Here is a 14,317-nt window from a genome sequence, read left to right as displayed (position 1 = left end):
GGGCGTCATGGCAACGGGCAAGAATATCCGCACCTATTTCGAAGGCCAATGGCACGATGGGGACTCTCCGATCATGCGTGCCGCCGACCATGGCGCGTGGCTGGGCTCGTCAGTGTTTGACGGGGCGCGGTATTTCGAAGGCATGGCCCCGGATCTTTTGGCCCATTGCGCCCGCGTGAACCGCTCGGCTGAGGCGCTGATGCTGACGCCAACGGTGACGCCAGAACAGATGGTCGATCTGGTGCGCGACGGGCTGCAGGCCTACGGCCCGGACACAGGCGTCTATATTCGCCCGATGTATTGGGGGATCGATGGTGACGCCACTGCCATTGTTCCAAAGGAAAACAGCACCGGTTTCGCAATTTGCCTGGAAGAGATTCCGATGGCGCCCGAGACGGCCTCGACCACGCTGACAACCACACGTTTTCGCAGGCCGGTTCTGGAATCTGCCGTTGTGCATGCTAAGGCCGGATGCCTTTACCCCAACAACGCCCGCATGCTGCAGGAGGCGCGCTCCAAAGGGTTCTCGAACGCGCTGGTTGCGGACGCGATGGGCAATGTGGCCGAAACCGCAACCGCCAATATCTTCATGGTCCGGGACGGTGAGGTCTTTACCCCGATCCCCAACGGCACCTTTTTGGCCGGGATCACCCGCGCGCGTCACATCAAGAACCTGCGCGCCGATGGCGTCACCGTGCACGAAACGATTCTGGGCTTTGACGATTTCCATCAGGCGGATGAGGTGTTCATGTCCGGGAACATGAATAAGGTGACGCCGGTAACCGCGCTGGACGACACGCAATTTCAGATTGGCCCTATTGCCCGCCGCGCCCGTGGTCTTTATTGGGATTGGGCTGCCAGCGATCGCTAGCTGAATATGTGGGCATTGCCCGAGTTGCCAGCGCGCAATCGGTCGGGCATCATCCCCAAAAAAGAATGAGGACACCCATGCGCAAGTTCCTGGTCGTACTGGATGACAGCCGTGAATGCCTGAATGCGATGCGCTTTGCCGCAATGCGCGCGGCCCATACCGGCGGCGGCGTCACGATCCTGTCGGTCATCCCGCCGGACGAGTTTAACCACTGGATCGGTGTGGCCGAGGTCATGCGCGAAGAAGCGCGCGAACGTATCCACGCGCATTACGAAGTGTTCGCCAAGTGGATGCGCGACAAACAAAACGTCGAGCCGGAACTGGCGATCCGCGAAGGCGATCCGGTGCCTCAGATCATCGAACATGTGCAGTCCGACCCCGAAATCGGCGTGTTGGTTCTGGGGGCGGGCACCGACAAAAAGGGGCCCGGCCCGCTGGTTACGCAATTGACGAAGAACTCGGGCAGCCTGCCGATCCCGATCACAATCGTGCCCGGCGATCTGAGCAAGGAAAAGCTGGAAGAAATTACCTGAGATGGCGGCGAGCGTCGATTTCTGGTTCGAATTCGCCTCGACCTATTCCTATCTCAGCGCCATGCGCATTGAACAGGCCGCCACCGCCAAGGGCGTGACCGTGAACTGGCAGCCGTTCCTGCTGGGGCCGATCTTTGCCGATCAGGGCTGGACCACGTCGCCCTTCAACCTCTACCCCGCCAAAGGCCGCTATATGTGGCAGGATATGGAGCGGTTATGTGCCGCGCGCGCCTTGCCGTTTCAACGCCCGGACCCGTTCCCGCAGAACGGCCTGCATGCGGCGCGTTTGGTTCTGGCCATCGACCCGCCGGACCAAAAAGCGCGTTTTGTCCGCGCCGTCTACAGCGCCGAGTTTGGTCGGGGTCGCGAGATTTCGGATCAAGGGACTCTGCTGGACTGTCTGCGCGATGCGGATCTGCCGTCTGATCTGTTGCAGCGAACGGCGGATTCGGACGTCAAGGCCGCGCTGTTTCAGCAAACGGATCGGGCCAAGGCGGCGGGTATCTTTGGTGCGCCCAGCTTTCTGATCGGGGACGAGCTGTTCTGGGGCGATGACCGGCTTGATGAGGCGCTGAGCTACGCCGCCTCAATTTAGAATAGTTCCAAATCTTGACTTCCCCGACTGCGACGCGCATATCAATGGCACCTTAGACGGAGCTGTCCCATGTTCATTCAGACCGAATCCACCCCAAACCCGGCCACATTGAAGTTTTTGCCCGGCCAGACGGTGCTTGAGGCGGGAACAGCCGATTTTCCAACCGCCGAAGCAGGTGAGAAATCCCCTCTGGCCAAGCGCATCTTCGGCGTTGACGGCGTGACCGGCGTGTTCTTCGGGAACGACTTTGTCACCGTGACCAAATCGGATGACGTGCAGTGGGACCACATCAAGCCCGCCATCCTTGGCGCGGTGATGGAGCATTACCAGTCCGGTCAACCCGTAATGGGAGCGGACGCAACAACGGCATCCGGTCATGCGGAACATACCGGTGAGGATGCGGAAGTCGTCAACCAGATCAAAGAGTTGCTGGACAGCCGTGTGCGCCCCGCAGTGGCACAGGATGGTGGTGACATCACCTTCCACGGCTTTGACCGGGGCGTGGTTTACCTGCATATGCAGGGCGCTTGCGCCGGGTGCCCCTCGTCCACACTGACCCTGAAAATGGGTATCGAGAACCTGCTGCGCCACTACATCCCCGAAGTGACCGAGGTTCGTCCGGTTGCCGTCTGACCCGACAATACTGGCATTTGACACATCGGCCGCGCATTGCGCGGCCGCTTTGCTGCGGGGTGGACAGATCGTCGTATCCGTGGCCGAGGCCATGTCACGCGGACAGGCCGAACGGCTGATGCCCCTGCTGGAAGAGGTGTTGGCGCAAGCGGGCTGTAGCTGGGCAGATCTGGACGCCATTGGCGTGGGCGTCGGGCCCGGAAACTTCACCGGCATTCGCATTTCGGTATCGGCGGCCCGGGGGCTGGCCTTGGGCCTGAACGTCCCTGCTGTGGGTGTATCTGGCTTTGACGCATTGGCCGACATCGCTCCGGACGACCATATCCCAGCCGTCGTGGCACCGCGCGATCAGGTCTATGTGCAAACGGCTGACTCGCCCGCACGCCTGATACCGCTGGAAGAGGCCAAGGCATTGGGACCGCTCTACTTTTGCCCCGACCCGGCAGCACAGGCGCAAGCCATTGCGCGGGTTGCAGCACGTCGATGGGACACCGAAACCCTGCCGCCTGCGCCTTTTTACGTCCGCCCCGCCGATGCGGCGCCGTCCAGCGACACACCTCCGGTCTTGCTGGACGAATGACACCTCGGGATCTGGCCGCAACACATGCCGCCGCTTTCACCCAATCCCGTCCTTGGACGGCGTCCGAGTTCGCTGATCTGCTGGCCAACCCATTCACCCACTGCATCGGCACGCCCAAAGCCTTCGCCCTGTTTCAGGTGATTGCGGATGAGGCAGAGTTGCTGACCATCGCGACTCACCCCAGCCATCAACGTCAGGGGCTGGGCCTGCAGTGCATGAACGACTGGCACGCAAAGGCTGCGCAACTGGGCGCGACACGGGCGTTTCTGGACGTAGCTGCCGACAATCGGCCCGCAATTGCGCTGTACGATCGCTGCGGATACCGGGTGTGTGGTCAGCGCAAGGGCTACTACCGCCGAGCAAACGGGCCAAACTGCGACGCAATTGTCATGGAATGCGCCCTGCCCTGACGGTAAGTGGCAATTTTCGGACCAAACGGTCAAAAATCTATTGACCCCACCTGTTGCAAACATCCTTAATTCCCGCCATCACAACAGTTATGCTCGCTCTGAGTGGGTAATCGGGGCTATCCTTGGCCTTGGACCAACGACAAAAACAACGGGAGTAAGAAATGACCCTCATGAAATCTCTGATGGGTGCCGCTGCGGCGGTCGCACTGACAGCTGGCGCAGCCCTGGCCGAACCGGCGCTGATCTTTGACCTGGGTGGCAAGTTTGACAAGTCGTTCAACGAAGCCGCACATAACGGCGCACAGCGTTGGGCAGATCAGACCGGCAAAACCTACCGCGAGATCGAGCTTCAGTCGGAAGCCCAGCGCGAACAGGCCCTGCGCCGCTTTGCCGAAGCCGGTGCCAACCCGATCATCACCATGGGCTTTGCCATGGCCGATCCGCTGGCCGCTGTTGCCGGTGATTACCCGGACACCAAGTTTGTTGCGGTTGACGTAACCTGGCTGGAGGCTCCGAATATCCGTCAGATCGGTTTTGCAGAACATGAAGGATCGTATCTGGTCGGCATGATGGCAGCGATGGCGTCCCAGTCGGGCACCGTTGGCTTTATCGGCGGCATGGACATCCCGCTGATTCGCCACTTTGGCTGCGGTTACGCCCAAGGTGCCAAGGCCGTGAACCCGGATATCGAAGTTGTCGCCAACATGACCGGCACCACCCCCGCGGCATGGAACGACCCGGTGAAGGGTTCGGAACTAACCAAGGCGCAGATCAGTCAGGGCGCTGACGTGATCTATGCGGCCGCAGGCGGCACCGGCGTTGGTGTTCTGCAAACCGCAGCCGACGAAGGCATCCTGTCGATCGGCGTGGACAGCAACCAGAACCACCTGCATCCGGGCAAAGTGCTGACCTCAATGCTCAAGCGCGTGGATGTTGCCGTTTATGACGCCATGAAGGCGGGTGAAGACCTGCAAACCGGTGTCTTCTCGATGGGTCTGGCCGAAGAAGGCGTTGGCGTCGCAATGGACGAAAACAACGCAGAGCTGGTCACCGAAGAAATGAGCTCGGCCATCGAAAGCGCACGGCGCGACATCATCGACGGCAATGTCTCGGTTGTCAGCTACTACGAGAACGACAGCTGCCCGGCACTGCAATTCTAAAACCCATGCGGGGCGGAGGGTCTCTTTCGCCTCGCTTTTTCCTTCTGCCGCGCCGGTTGCGCGGTCCCTTCGGCAATTGAGGACACGACATGACCGTCCCCGCCATTGAGCTCAAAGGGATTTCCAAAGCCTTTGGGCCGGTTCAGGCCAACAAAGACATTTCCATCAGCGTCGCCCCCGGAACGATCCATGGGATCATCGGTGAAAACGGTGCGGGCAAATCCACGCTGATGAGCATCCTCTACGGGTTTTACAAAGCCGACAAAGGCGAGATCTGGATCAACGGCACCAAGACCGAGATTCCGGACAGTCAGGCGGCGATTGCTTCGGGCATCGGGATGGTGTTCCAGCATTTCAAACTGGTCGAAAACTTCACCGTTCTGGAAAACATCGTTCTGGGGGCCGAGGATGGCGGCATGCTGGCGCCGTCGCTCGCCAAGGCGCGTAAGGAACTGAAAGCGCTGGAAGAAGAATACGAGCTGTTCGTCGATCCCGACAAACGCATCGACGAGATCGGTGTTGGCATGCAACAGCGGGTCGAGATCCTAAAGGCGTTGTACCGCCGGGCCGAGATTCTGATTCTCGACGAACCCACCGGCGTTTTGACCCCGTCCGAGGCGGACCAGCTGTTCCGCATCCTCGACCGGCTGCGGGCCGAGGGGAAAACGATTATCGTGATTACCCATAAACTGCGCGAGATCATGGAGAACACCGACACTGTTTCGGTCATGCGGCGCGGGCAGATGACGGCCACCGTCAAGACGTCCGAGACCAGCCCCGAAGAACTGGCAGAGCTGATGGTGGGCCGCAAGGTTCTGCTGCAGGTCGATAAAGTGCCTGCAAAGCCGGGCAAACCGATTCTGGAAATCGAAAACCTGCAAGTCTTTGACAGCGCCGGTGTTGAGCGGGTCAAAGGCATCGACCTGACCGTCCGGGCCGGTGAGATCGTCGGCATTGCCGGCGTTGCGGGCAATGGTCAGTCGGAATTGCTGGAGGTTCTGGGCGGGATGCGTCCGGGTCAGGGCTCCATCAAGCTGAACGGCGCACCCCTGGCGCTGAGCGGGCATGGGTCTGACGGGCAGGCGCGCCGCGCGCAGCACATTGCCCACGTGCCCGAGGATCGCCAGCGCGAAGGTCTGATCATGGACTTCCACGCCTGGGAAAACGTGGCCTTCGGCTATCACCGCGACCCGGCTTACAAGCGCGGCATCTTCATGGATAACGCCGCCTTGCGCGCCGATACCGAAGCGAAGATCGAGAAATTCGATGTGCGCCCGCCGAATGGCTGGCTAACCGCAAAGAGCTTTTCGGGCGGGAACCAGCAAAAGATCGTCGTCGCACGCGAGATTGAGCGCAATCCCGACCTGCTGCTGGTCGGGCAACCGACCCGAGGCGTCGATATCGGCGCGATCGAGTTCATTCACAAACAGATCGTCGCCCTGCGCGATCAGGGCAAGGCCATCCTGCTGGTTTCGGTCGAGTTGGAGGAAATCTTCTCACTGTCCGACCGGATCGCAGTGATGTTTGACGGACATATCATGGGCGAACGTCTGCCCGCCGAGACGGATGAAAAAGAACTGGGCCTGCTGATGGCCGGTGTTGCGGGAGAGGCCGCGTAACATGGATAAAATGCCCAAATGGGCCGATGTCGTGCTGATCCCGGTGATCAGCCTTCTACTGGCCGCAATCCTTTCGGCGCTGGTCATTCTGGCCATCGGAGAAAACCCGGTCGAGGCCGTAAACCTGATGGTCACCGGCGCGCTGGGATCGACCTATGGCTGGGGCTATACGCTATACTACGCCACCAACTTCATGTTCACCGGATTGGCCGTGGCCGTCGCGTTCCACGCGCGGATGTTCAATATCGGGGGCGAAGGTCAGGCAATGCTGGGCGGGCTTGGCGTTGCCATGGTCTGCTTGTATGTCCCCTGGCCGCATTGGAGCATTGCCCTGCTGGCCGCCTGTGCCGCCTCGATGCTGTTTGGCGCGGCATGGGCCGCGATCCCGGCCTATCTGCAAGCCAAGCGCGGCAGCCATATCGTGATCACAACGATCATGTTCAACTTCATCGCCGCTGCCTTCCTGAACTACATGCTGGTCAATGTGATGCGCCCACAGGGCTCGCAAGACCCGGCGACCGCGCGCTTCCCCGAGGCGGTCCACCTGCCGACTTTCCAGTCGATGTTCTCAACCGCCGAGAATGTGATGTTCCGGGGAGCACCTGCGAATATCTCGTTCTTCGTGGCGATTCTGGCCTGTGTGATCGTCTGGGCCCTGATCTGGCGCACAAGGCTGGGCTATGAAATCCGCGCCTATGGCCATTCGGAAACCGGGGCCGTTTATGCCGGTATCTCGCCTGTGCGCATCACCATCATCGCTATGCTGATCTCGGGCGCGCTGGCGGGTCTGATGGCAATCAACAACGTGATGGGTGAGGCGGAACGGCTGGTTCTCAACTCGACCGAAGGCGCGGGCTTTATTGGCATCGCGGTGGCCCTGATGGGCCGGTCGCACCCGTTCGGCGTGTTCCTTGCGGCGCTGCTGTTCGGCTTCCTGTATCAGGGCGGCGCAGAACTGGCGCTGTGGACCTCGATCCCGCGGGAACTGATCGTCGTCATTCAGGCGCTGGTCATCCTGTTCACCGGGGCGCTCGACAACATGGTTCGCATGCCGCTTGAAAAGCTGTTCCTGGGTCTGCGGAAGGGGGCTGAGTGATGGAATTCTTCGTTACCCTCATCCAGGTCCTCGATTCGACCATCCGTCTGGCCACGCCGCTGCTGCTGGCTTGTCTGGCCGGGCTTTATTCGGAACGCGCGGGTATCTTCGACATCGGGCTTGAGGGCAAGATGCTGATGTCAGCCTTTTTCTCGGCCGCCGTGGCTGCCGTAACCGGTTCGGTCTGGCTGGGCCTTTTGGCAGGGATCGGCGCGTCGCTGGTCTTGTCGGCGCTGCACGGGGTGGCCTCGATCACCTTCCGGGGCAATCAGCTGATCTCGGGCGTTGCCATCAACTTTCTGGCCTCGGGCCTGACCGTACTGATCGCCCAAAGCTGGTTCCAGCAGGGCGGACGCACCCCGTCCCTGTTTGGGCAAGGCCGGTTCGAGCCTATCGAGTTTCCCTTTGCCGAAGCGCTGAGCGGTGTGCCAATTCTCGGCCCGATTTACTCCGAGCTGCTGTCGGGCCATTCGATTCTGGTTTACATCGCCTTTCTGATGGTGCCGCTGACCTGGTGGATCCTGTATCGCACCCGGTTCGGTTTGCGCCTGCGGGCGGTGGGTGAAAACCCGGCGGCGGTGGATACGGCTGGCGTCTCAGTGGTCGGTCTGCGCTTTGCCGCTGTGGCCATTTGTGGCGTGCTCTGCGGTATTGCAGGGGCGTATCTGGCGACCGCGCTGCAGGCCGGGTTCGTCAAAGAGATGACCGCCGGCCGGGGCTTCATTGCGCTGGCCGCACTGATCTTCGCGAAATGGCGCCCGTGGCATGCCATGTGGGCCTGTCTGCTGTTCGGCCTGCTGCAAGCCGTTGCGCTGCGGTTCCAGAATATCGATCTGGGCGGCGTGGTGATTCCCGTTCAGGTGATGGACGCCCTGCCCTATATCCTGACCGTCGTCATTCTGGCCGGGTTCGTAGGCAAGGCGGTACCGCCCCGCGCGGGTGGTGAGCCCTATGTAAAGGAACGCTGATAAGTCCAGTTTCGAGACAATTCTGGGTCCTGTTTGCTGCAGAGCGGCATGCACAGTTGATTTTGCATGCCGCAACCGCTCTAAAAGGGTATGTGCGTGTTTCCTTTGCCAGACAGCAGCGTGACCAGGGGTCTACAGATCACCTCGATACGCTGCCAGGCTGTCACGGAAACGTATAAATTCCGGTGTTTAACCATCCCAATTGATCGCGGCTTTGTCGCATTGAACTGGCCCCATTCGCCCGACTAGAAGACAACATGCAGATCTACCTTCCCATCGCCGAAGTCTCCGTGAATGCCTTTCTTCTGTTAGGGCTGGGCGGGATGGTCGGCATCCTGTCCGGAATGTTCGGTGTTGGGGGCGGCTTTCTGATGACGCCCCTGCTGTTCTTCATCGGCATCCCACCTGCTGTCGCGGTTGCGACCGAAGCCAACCAGATCGTTGCCTCGTCCTTCTCGGGCGTGCTGGCGCATTTCCGACGAAAGACGGTCGATCTGAAGATGGGCACGGTGCTTTTAACAGGCGGTCTGATAGGCGCGGCCCTGGGTGTGGTGATCTTCAACTACCTCAAGGGGCTGGGTCAGGTCGATCTGCTGGTCACCTTGTGCTACGTCGTGTTTCTGGGCGTTATCGGCAGCCTGATGTTCGTCGAAAGCCTGCGCGCGCTTCGGCGCGTAAAAAAGGGCAACGCCACCCCTGCCAAGCGCAGACAGCGCGGCTGGGTGCATGCGTTGCCGTTCAAAATGCGCTTTCGGACCTCGGGCCTTTATATCTCGGTCATTCCGCCGGTTCTGGTCGGACTGTGCGTGGGCGTTCTGTCAGCGATCATGGGCGTCGGCGGCGGTTTCATCATGGTGCCCGCGATGATCTACCTGCTGGGCATGCCGACCAAGGTCGTGGTCGGCACCTCGCTGTTCCAGATCATCTTTGTCACCGCCTTCACCACCATGCTGCACGCCACCACCAACTACACCGTTGACGTGGTATTGGCGGTGCTTTTGCTGGTCGGAGGCGTCATCGGCGCGCAGATCGGCACCGTAATCGGCGCGCGTATGCCGGCCGAGCAACTGCGTGTTCTGCTGGCCGCGCTGGTTCTGGTCGTCTGCGGCAAGCTGGCGCTGGACCTGCTACTGGAACCGACCGAGCTGTTCTCGCTTGGCGACAGCGGAGGGCACTGAGAATGTTGCGCCCTCTGATCGCCGCTTTGTGCCTGTTGTGCCTGCCCGCCGCCGCAGCCGAGGAACAGGTTGTTCTGGGTCTCAGCCAGGACCGTGTTGCCATCACCGCCAATTTTGACGGCTCCGAGATCCTGATCTTCGGCGCCATCAAGCGCGAGGCCCCGATCCCCGAAGGGCCCCCGCTTGAGGTCATCGTGTCCGTCGCAGGCCCGTCCGAACCGATCACGGTGCGGCGCAAGGAACGCAGGTTCGGTATCTGGGTCAACACCGACAGCGTTCTGGTCGATCTTGCCCCCAGCTTCTATGCCGTCGCCACAAGCGCGCCGTTTGACGAGATCATCACCGACACCGAAGACCTGCGCTATCGCATTTCCATCGAACGGGCGATCCGCTCGGTCGGGGCGGCGATGCATATTCGGGGCGCTCAGGAATTTGCCGATGCGGTGGTGCGGATTCGCGAAAACGAAGACCTGTATTCGATTCGGGAAAACACGGTCGCGGTGGACGAACAAACCCTGTTTCGCACCTCGATCGCGATGCCTGCTGACCTGACCGAAGGCGATTATGTGGCGCGGATTTACCTGACCCGGGGGGGTGAGGTTGTCTCGCAATACGAAACCACCATTGACGTGCGCAAGGTGGGGCTGGAGCGGTTTCTGTACAACATGTCCCGCCAGCAGCCTGTTCTTTACGGCCTGATGTCGCTGGTCATCGCCATTGCTGCGGGTTGGGGCGCATCAACCGCCTTCCGTCTGCTGCGCGAGAAGTAACGCTTAGCCCCGTCCGATATAGGGCATCGTGGTGGCCATCACGGTCATGAACTGCACGTTCGCCTCGGGCGGTAGATTGGCCATGTGCAAGACAGATCGCGCCGCGTCCTGCACGTCCATTGTCGGGTCCGGCGTTTCGCCGTTTGCGACGGCCGCATCGACCAGCCCCTGAACCATCTGCGTGCGGGCGTTTCCAATGTCGATCTGACCGCAAGCGATGCCAAAGTCGCGCCCATCCAATGACAGGCTGCGGGTCAGGCCGGTGATGGCATGTTTCGTGGCCGAGTAATGCACCGAGTTGGGGCGTGGAACATAGGCCGCAATCGAGCCGTTGTTGATAATCCGTCCCCCTTGTGGCGCCTGGCTGCGCATGAGCCGAAACGCCTCACGCGCGCACAGGAACATCCCGTTGAGGTTCACGTTGACGCTTTGGTACCAATCCTCCAGCGCGATTTCGTCGATTGTGCCACCGGGGGCAAAGATGCCCGCGTTGTTGAACAGGACATCCAGCCGATCGGCCCGGTTGGCAAAGGATCGAAAGGCTCGGGCCACGGCGATGGGGTCCGTCACATCCGCAACCAATGGCACAGCGCGCGGCTGACCGTCAGCCATCGCGGCCAGCTTGTCTTCGCTGCGGGCCAACAGGCCGACCATCCAGCCCTCGGCCAGAAACAGCTCGGCCGTGGCCTGCCCGATGCCCGAGCTTGCGCCAGTGACGATGATGGTTTTCATGTCTCTTCCGCCTCCAATGTCAGGGATGCCGCAGGGACCGCGCGCAGGTCGTCCACGCGCAGCGGATGGGTGGGTTTCGACAGTCGGTTGCGCACCACCCAGATCAGCCGCTCCTGCGCCCGTGTGATGGCCACATAGGCCAGCCGTTTCCACAATGGCTGCCCGGCCTCGGTCCGGCCCATCCGGGCTGCTGCATAGATGTCTGGTGCAAAGACTTGTACCGTGTCCCATTGGGACCCTTGCGCCTTGTGGATCGTCACCGCCGCGCCGTGCAAAAACGTCGCCCCCATGCGGGCAGCATAAGGGATGAACGGTTCTTCTTCGTTCGGTTTTTCGATCTGCACAATCGACGCTGCACTGACCTGAGGGTCCTCGGCCCCCATCACATGCAAGCGCGAAAACCCCGGCTTGCGCCCCGGCCCAAGATAGACAACCTGAGCGCCCTTGATCAGCCCGCGCGCCTCAAGATCCAGCCGCTTCTTGCGGTGTTTCAAAGGCAGTTCGATCCCGTCACAGATCAGAGGTTCGCCTTCCAGCAACTCGGTATCCGGCGCACCATGGACCTGCCGGAACGCTTGGATCAGCCGGATGCGCGTTGCATTGCGCCAGACCAGAACCGGGCTGCGGGCCATCAGATCAACCTCGACCCGCTGGCCCCAGACCACACGATCATCGCGGCGGGCGGTGTCTTCGACCAGACGCTCGAAATCTTCGAACCCCATGGACGGATCGGCCAACGCATGGGCCAGATCGAGGATCGGGTTATCCGCGTCCTGCCGGTGGACCCGGTGCAGCACCAGCTTGCGCGGCTCTGGCAGCGCCTCGAACACCATGCTGCCGGATTGGTTGACCGGGGCAAGCTGAGCGGGGTCGCCGAACATCAGCAGGGTCGGGAAGATCTCTTTCAGGTCTTCGAACTGCCGGTCATCCAGCATCGAGGCTTCGTCGACAAAGCCAATATCCAGCGGCTCATCCCGGCGTTTCCAACCGGTGATGAAATCCGATCCACGCAACCCCGCAGCCGCCAACGCGCCGGGAATTGATTTGTTGTTTTCATAAAACGCCGCTGCGCGATCCAGCGCCTCATCTGTCAGGCCCTCGATCTCGGGCCGGTCGTCATTTCCGGCCAGCCATTCGGCGATGCGTTCATATTCGGGGTCGTAAACCGGCGTATAGAGGATGCGGTGGATGGTTGTGGCCGGAACACCGCGCAGGCGCAGGACGCTGGCGGCCTTGTTCGTGGGGGCCAGAATCGCAAGCGTGCGCTTGTCCCTGGATTTACGGCTTTCATAGTCGCCCGACACGATCTGAACGCCGGTTTCGGCCAGCGCCTTATACAGCTCTGCCAGCAACAGAGTCTTGCCCGACCCCGCCTTGCCGATCACCGCCATCACACCGGATTTTCCGGCCCCCGGCAGTTTGAGCAGCGCATCATCTTCCAGGTCCACACCGGCTGAGCGCAGCATCTCGGCGATGCTGTCATATGCGGCGGCCTGATCGTCCGAGAAGATCACATTGGGCAAAGACATGGCGCGACCCTACAAGGCCGCGCCAGCCACCACCAGATGCGGAATGCCGTTTTCGTCGCCGTCACGCAGACAAGGCAAACCGGTGCCGTCTGCCGGGGCCAAAAGCGGTCTTGAACCACAGGCGCGACAGGTCCCGCGGGATGCCCGCCCGCGCTGCCACGCGATTGCAGTCATCTGCCGAATATGGCCACAGCCCGACCAAGATCTGATCGCGCCCCTTGCCCTCTGTCCCCAGAACGATCGGGGACGAGCCGATCATGCGATAGATGCGTATCATCCGCGCATCGAACACCCCGGCGATATGGGTCAGGCCGAACCCTTCCATCATCTCGCCCCCGCTGAGCATGATGGCCCCGGCGGTATGCGGACTGGCGGTCCGGGACAGGCAAAAGCGCGTCACCTCCCAGATCAAGGGGCTGCAGATCGGCTCGCCCTCGTTCAGATGGCCAAAGACTTCGTTCACCATCACCGGGCCGGTTGTGGGCAGCACCCGCATCGATCCCCCGTGGCTGCCATCGGGTTCTTCCCAGATGACATAGAGCGGATTGAGATCGTCATATTGATCCCGCTCTTCCCCTTTTTCGTTAACGTGCACGTCCCAACCCAAACGGGTTTTGAACTGATCTGCGCGATCGCGAAACATCCCCTCGGCCAGAATTGGAAATTTATGCAGCTCGTCAGCATACAGATAACGCAACATGACGTGTTCCCCTCGTCGTTCTTTTAAGAACGAAAGGGGTACAGAGACGTGGTTAATTAACTGTTCGAGGACCGTACGTTGCTTAAACCACTATTAACCCGCGGCTGAGTGCTGTGGCTATTGCGTGCGTTGTGTTCTGCGCGCCCAGTTTCGACCGCGCGCTTTCGATATAGACCCGCAAAGTATGCTCGGAAATCGATAGCGAATGGGCCACCTGCGCGCGGCTATATCCAAGCGCCAGCAGGGTAATCGCGTCGATCTCTCTGGGTGACAGGCCACGCGTCGACTCGGGCTGCCTGTCCTTTTCAAACTCCAGCGCTTTGCGATTGATGTAATGCGCCACCAGGATCAGCTGTTGCCCGTAGGTCGAGATGAAATCCTGCCAGGTCTGATCGTCGCAACTGTGGTTCACGGTGAACAGCGCGAATTGCCCGTTGGGCCCCCGGATCGGAATCGAATAGCCCTGGTTGCCGATCCCGTGCGCCAGTGCGTCCTGAAGAAAGACCTTGGCCACTTTGCTCGACCAGTCCAACGCCTTCCAGTCGACCGGGTGAAACCGCTGGAAACAGCCCAGAATGACAGGGTCGATGCGGTGGTAGTTCTTTTCCCGATACCGTTCATCCCAGTCATCGGAATAGGTGGTACAACCGTATTGATCCCCGGCCCCGTCCACCCAGTGATAGGTCAGATGTGCGACCTTCAGACGGTCACGTAGTCGAAATGCAACCGCGCTGAGCTCGTCAAGCGTGCTGGTGTTTTCCAAATCCTGCAGGATCTGACCCAAATCGAGTTCTGTTCCCATCCGCGGGCGCCCGTGCCTCATCCTTCATGGACGCGATCTCGGCCGCAGCGATCAGCCGTGTATCATCCAGCTGCTCGGCCAAGGCGGTTAACCCATTCGCAACGGCGAACGCGTTGAGGTCCGACAATACGTCCAAAATCC

At 60.7% G+C, this 14,317-nt stretch carries 16 protein-coding genes; 12 read left to right on the top strand and 4 right to left on the bottom strand.

Annotated elements, in window-relative coordinates; genetic code table 11:
• Positions 1-7 precede the first annotated feature (7 nt).
• The 12 genes from ACR0MO_RS18030 (at position 8) to ACR0MO_RS17975 (ending at position 10,413) form a co-directional block, all read left to right on the top strand.
• On the top strand, positions 8-871 hold the full coding sequence (locus ACR0MO_RS18030; protein ID WP_170522295.1) for a branched-chain amino acid aminotransferase: 864 nt from the start codon (positions 8-10) through the stop codon (positions 869-871).
• Positions 872-948: 77 nt separating this feature from the next.
• Positions 949-1,404, top strand: coding sequence for a universal stress protein (locus tag ACR0MO_RS18025; protein WP_170455593.1), 456 nt, complete (start codon positions 949-951; stop codon positions 1,402-1,404).
• Position 1,405: 1 nt separating this feature from the next.
• Positions 1,406-1,999 carry a DsbA family protein gene (locus ACR0MO_RS18020; protein WP_480892604.1) on the top strand — a complete coding sequence of 198 codons (594 nt, stop codon included), beginning with the start codon at positions 1,406-1,408 and terminating at the stop codon, positions 1,997-1,999.
• 69 nt (positions 2,000-2,068) lie between these two features.
• Entirely contained in the window at positions 2,069-2,632 is a 564-nt protein-coding gene (locus ACR0MO_RS18015) for a NifU family protein (RefSeq protein ID WP_170455597.1), read from the top strand.
• Positions 2,622-3,212 (top strand): tRNA (adenosine(37)-N6)-threonylcarbamoyltransferase complex dimerization subunit type 1 TsaB, encoded by a 591-nt coding sequence (gene tsaB, locus ACR0MO_RS18010; RefSeq protein ID WP_480892601.1) that lies wholly within the window; start codon positions 2,622-2,624, stop codon positions 3,210-3,212. Before ACR0MO_RS18015 ends, tsaB begins: the two co-directional genes overlap by 11 nt.
• Positions 3,209-3,622, top strand: coding sequence for a GNAT family N-acetyltransferase (locus tag ACR0MO_RS18005; RefSeq protein WP_480892598.1), 414 nt, complete (start codon positions 3,209-3,211; stop codon positions 3,620-3,622). The genes tsaB and ACR0MO_RS18005 overlap by 4 nt, the downstream gene beginning before the upstream one ends.
• Before the next feature lie 161 nt (positions 3,623-3,783).
• Positions 3,784-4,782 (top strand): BMP family ABC transporter substrate-binding protein, encoded by a 999-nt coding sequence (locus ACR0MO_RS18000; RefSeq protein WP_170455603.1) that lies wholly within the window; start codon positions 3,784-3,786, stop codon positions 4,780-4,782.
• 89 nt (positions 4,783-4,871) lie between these two features.
• The gene (locus ACR0MO_RS17995) at positions 4,872-6,401 is read left to right on the top strand and encodes an ABC transporter ATP-binding protein (protein ID WP_480892596.1); all 1,530 of its coding nucleotides are present in this window, start codon (positions 4,872-4,874) and stop codon (positions 6,399-6,401) included.
• A gap of 1 nt (position 6,402) precedes the next feature.
• The gene (locus ACR0MO_RS17990; protein ID WP_170455607.1) at positions 6,403-7,497 is read left to right on the top strand and encodes an ABC transporter permease; all 1,095 of its coding nucleotides are present in this window, start codon (positions 6,403-6,405) and stop codon (positions 7,495-7,497) included.
• Positions 7,497-8,465 carry an ABC transporter permease gene (locus tag ACR0MO_RS17985; protein WP_170522285.1) on the top strand — a complete coding sequence of 323 codons (969 nt, stop codon included), beginning with the start codon at positions 7,497-7,499 and terminating at the stop codon, positions 8,463-8,465. Before ACR0MO_RS17990 ends, ACR0MO_RS17985 begins: the two co-directional genes overlap by 1 nt.
• 257 nt (positions 8,466-8,722) lie before the next feature.
• Positions 8,723-9,643 carry a sulfite exporter TauE/SafE family protein gene (locus tag ACR0MO_RS17980; protein ID WP_170455612.1) on the top strand — a complete coding sequence of 307 codons (921 nt, stop codon included), beginning with the start codon at positions 8,723-8,725 and terminating at the stop codon, positions 9,641-9,643.
• 2 nt (positions 9,644-9,645) lie between these two features.
• On the top strand, positions 9,646-10,413 hold the full coding sequence (locus tag ACR0MO_RS17975; protein WP_170455614.1) for a TIGR02186 family protein: 768 nt from the start codon (positions 9,646-9,648) through the stop codon (positions 10,411-10,413).
• A 3-nt stretch (positions 10,414-10,416) separates the two neighbouring features.
• Here the strand turns inward: ACR0MO_RS17975 and ACR0MO_RS17970 are convergent, their stop codons facing one another.
• From ACR0MO_RS17970 to ACR0MO_RS17955, 4 genes are all read right to left on the bottom strand, one after another.
• A complete protein-coding gene (locus ACR0MO_RS17970) occupies positions 10,417-11,145 on the bottom strand; it encodes an SDR family oxidoreductase (RefSeq protein WP_480626997.1) in 729 nt (242 codons plus the stop codon).
• A complete protein-coding gene (locus ACR0MO_RS17965; protein ID WP_480892592.1) occupies positions 11,142-12,674 on the bottom strand; it encodes an ATP-dependent DNA helicase in 1,533 nt (510 codons plus the stop codon). Before ACR0MO_RS17965 ends, ACR0MO_RS17970 begins: the two co-directional genes overlap by 4 nt.
• Positions 12,675-12,735: 61 nt before the next feature.
• Complete coding sequence (locus ACR0MO_RS17960) at positions 12,736-13,374, bottom strand: acyl-homoserine-lactone synthase (RefSeq protein ID WP_480892590.1); 639 nt, start codon at positions 13,372-13,374, stop codon at positions 12,736-12,738.
• A gap of 82 nt (positions 13,375-13,456) precedes the next feature.
• Positions 13,457-14,176, bottom strand: a complete 720-nt coding sequence (locus tag ACR0MO_RS17955; RefSeq protein ID WP_170455622.1) for a LuxR family transcriptional regulator — start codon at positions 14,174-14,176, stop codon at positions 13,457-13,459.
• Between the last annotated feature and the right edge of the window lie 141 nt (positions 14,177-14,317).

It is taken from the genome of Ruegeria sp. K5 (genome assembly GCF_056531805.1).
Note: the sequence above shows the minus strand (reverse complement) of the source record. Positions and strands in the feature narration are given on the sequence as shown.

Bases quoted from the DNA above. Each gene is read 5' to 3' on its own strand.
- ACR0MO_RS17955 (WP_170455622.1), bottom strand. From the start codon at position 14,176: ATGGGAACAGAACTCGATTTGGGTCAGATCCTGCAGGATTTGGAAAAC.
- ACR0MO_RS17985 (WP_170522285.1), top strand. From the start codon at position 7,497: ATGGAATTCTTCGTTACCCTCATCCAGGTCCTCGATTCGACCATCCGT.
- ACR0MO_RS17960 (WP_480892590.1), bottom strand. From the start codon at position 13,374: ATGTTGCGTTATCTGTATGCTGACGAGCTGCATAAATTTCCAATTCTG.
- ACR0MO_RS18005 (WP_480892598.1), top strand. From the start codon at position 3,209: ATGACACCTCGGGATCTGGCCGCAACACATGCCGCCGCTTTCACCCAA.
- ACR0MO_RS17965 (WP_480892592.1), bottom strand. From the start codon at position 12,674: ATGTCTTTGCCCAATGTGATCTTCTCGGACGATCAGGCCGCCGCATAT.
- ACR0MO_RS17975 (WP_170455614.1), top strand. From the start codon at position 9,646: ATGTTGCGCCCTCTGATCGCCGCTTTGTGCCTGTTGTGCCTGCCCGCC.
- ACR0MO_RS17995 (WP_480892596.1), top strand. From the start codon at position 4,872: ATGACCGTCCCCGCCATTGAGCTCAAAGGGATTTCCAAAGCCTTTGGG.
- ACR0MO_RS17990 (WP_170455607.1), top strand. From the start codon at position 6,403: ATGGATAAAATGCCCAAATGGGCCGATGTCGTGCTGATCCCGGTGATC.
- ACR0MO_RS18000 (WP_170455603.1), top strand. From the start codon at position 3,784: ATGACCCTCATGAAATCTCTGATGGGTGCCGCTGCGGCGGTCGCACTG.
- ACR0MO_RS17980 (WP_170455612.1), top strand. From the start codon at position 8,723: ATGCAGATCTACCTTCCCATCGCCGAAGTCTCCGTGAATGCCTTTCTT.
- ACR0MO_RS18025 (WP_170455593.1), top strand. From the start codon at position 949: ATGCGCAAGTTCCTGGTCGTACTGGATGACAGCCGTGAATGCCTGAAT.
- ACR0MO_RS17970 (WP_480626997.1), bottom strand. From the start codon at position 11,145: ATGAAAACCATCATCGTCACTGGCGCAAGCTCGGGCATCGGGCAGGCC.
- ACR0MO_RS18030 (WP_170522295.1), top strand. From the start codon at position 8: ATGGCAACGGGCAAGAATATCCGCACCTATTTCGAAGGCCAATGGCAC.
- ACR0MO_RS18020 (WP_480892604.1), top strand. From the start codon at position 1,406: ATGGCGGCGAGCGTCGATTTCTGGTTCGAATTCGCCTCGACCTATTCC.
- ACR0MO_RS18015 (WP_170455597.1), top strand. From the start codon at position 2,069: ATGTTCATTCAGACCGAATCCACCCCAAACCCGGCCACATTGAAGTTT.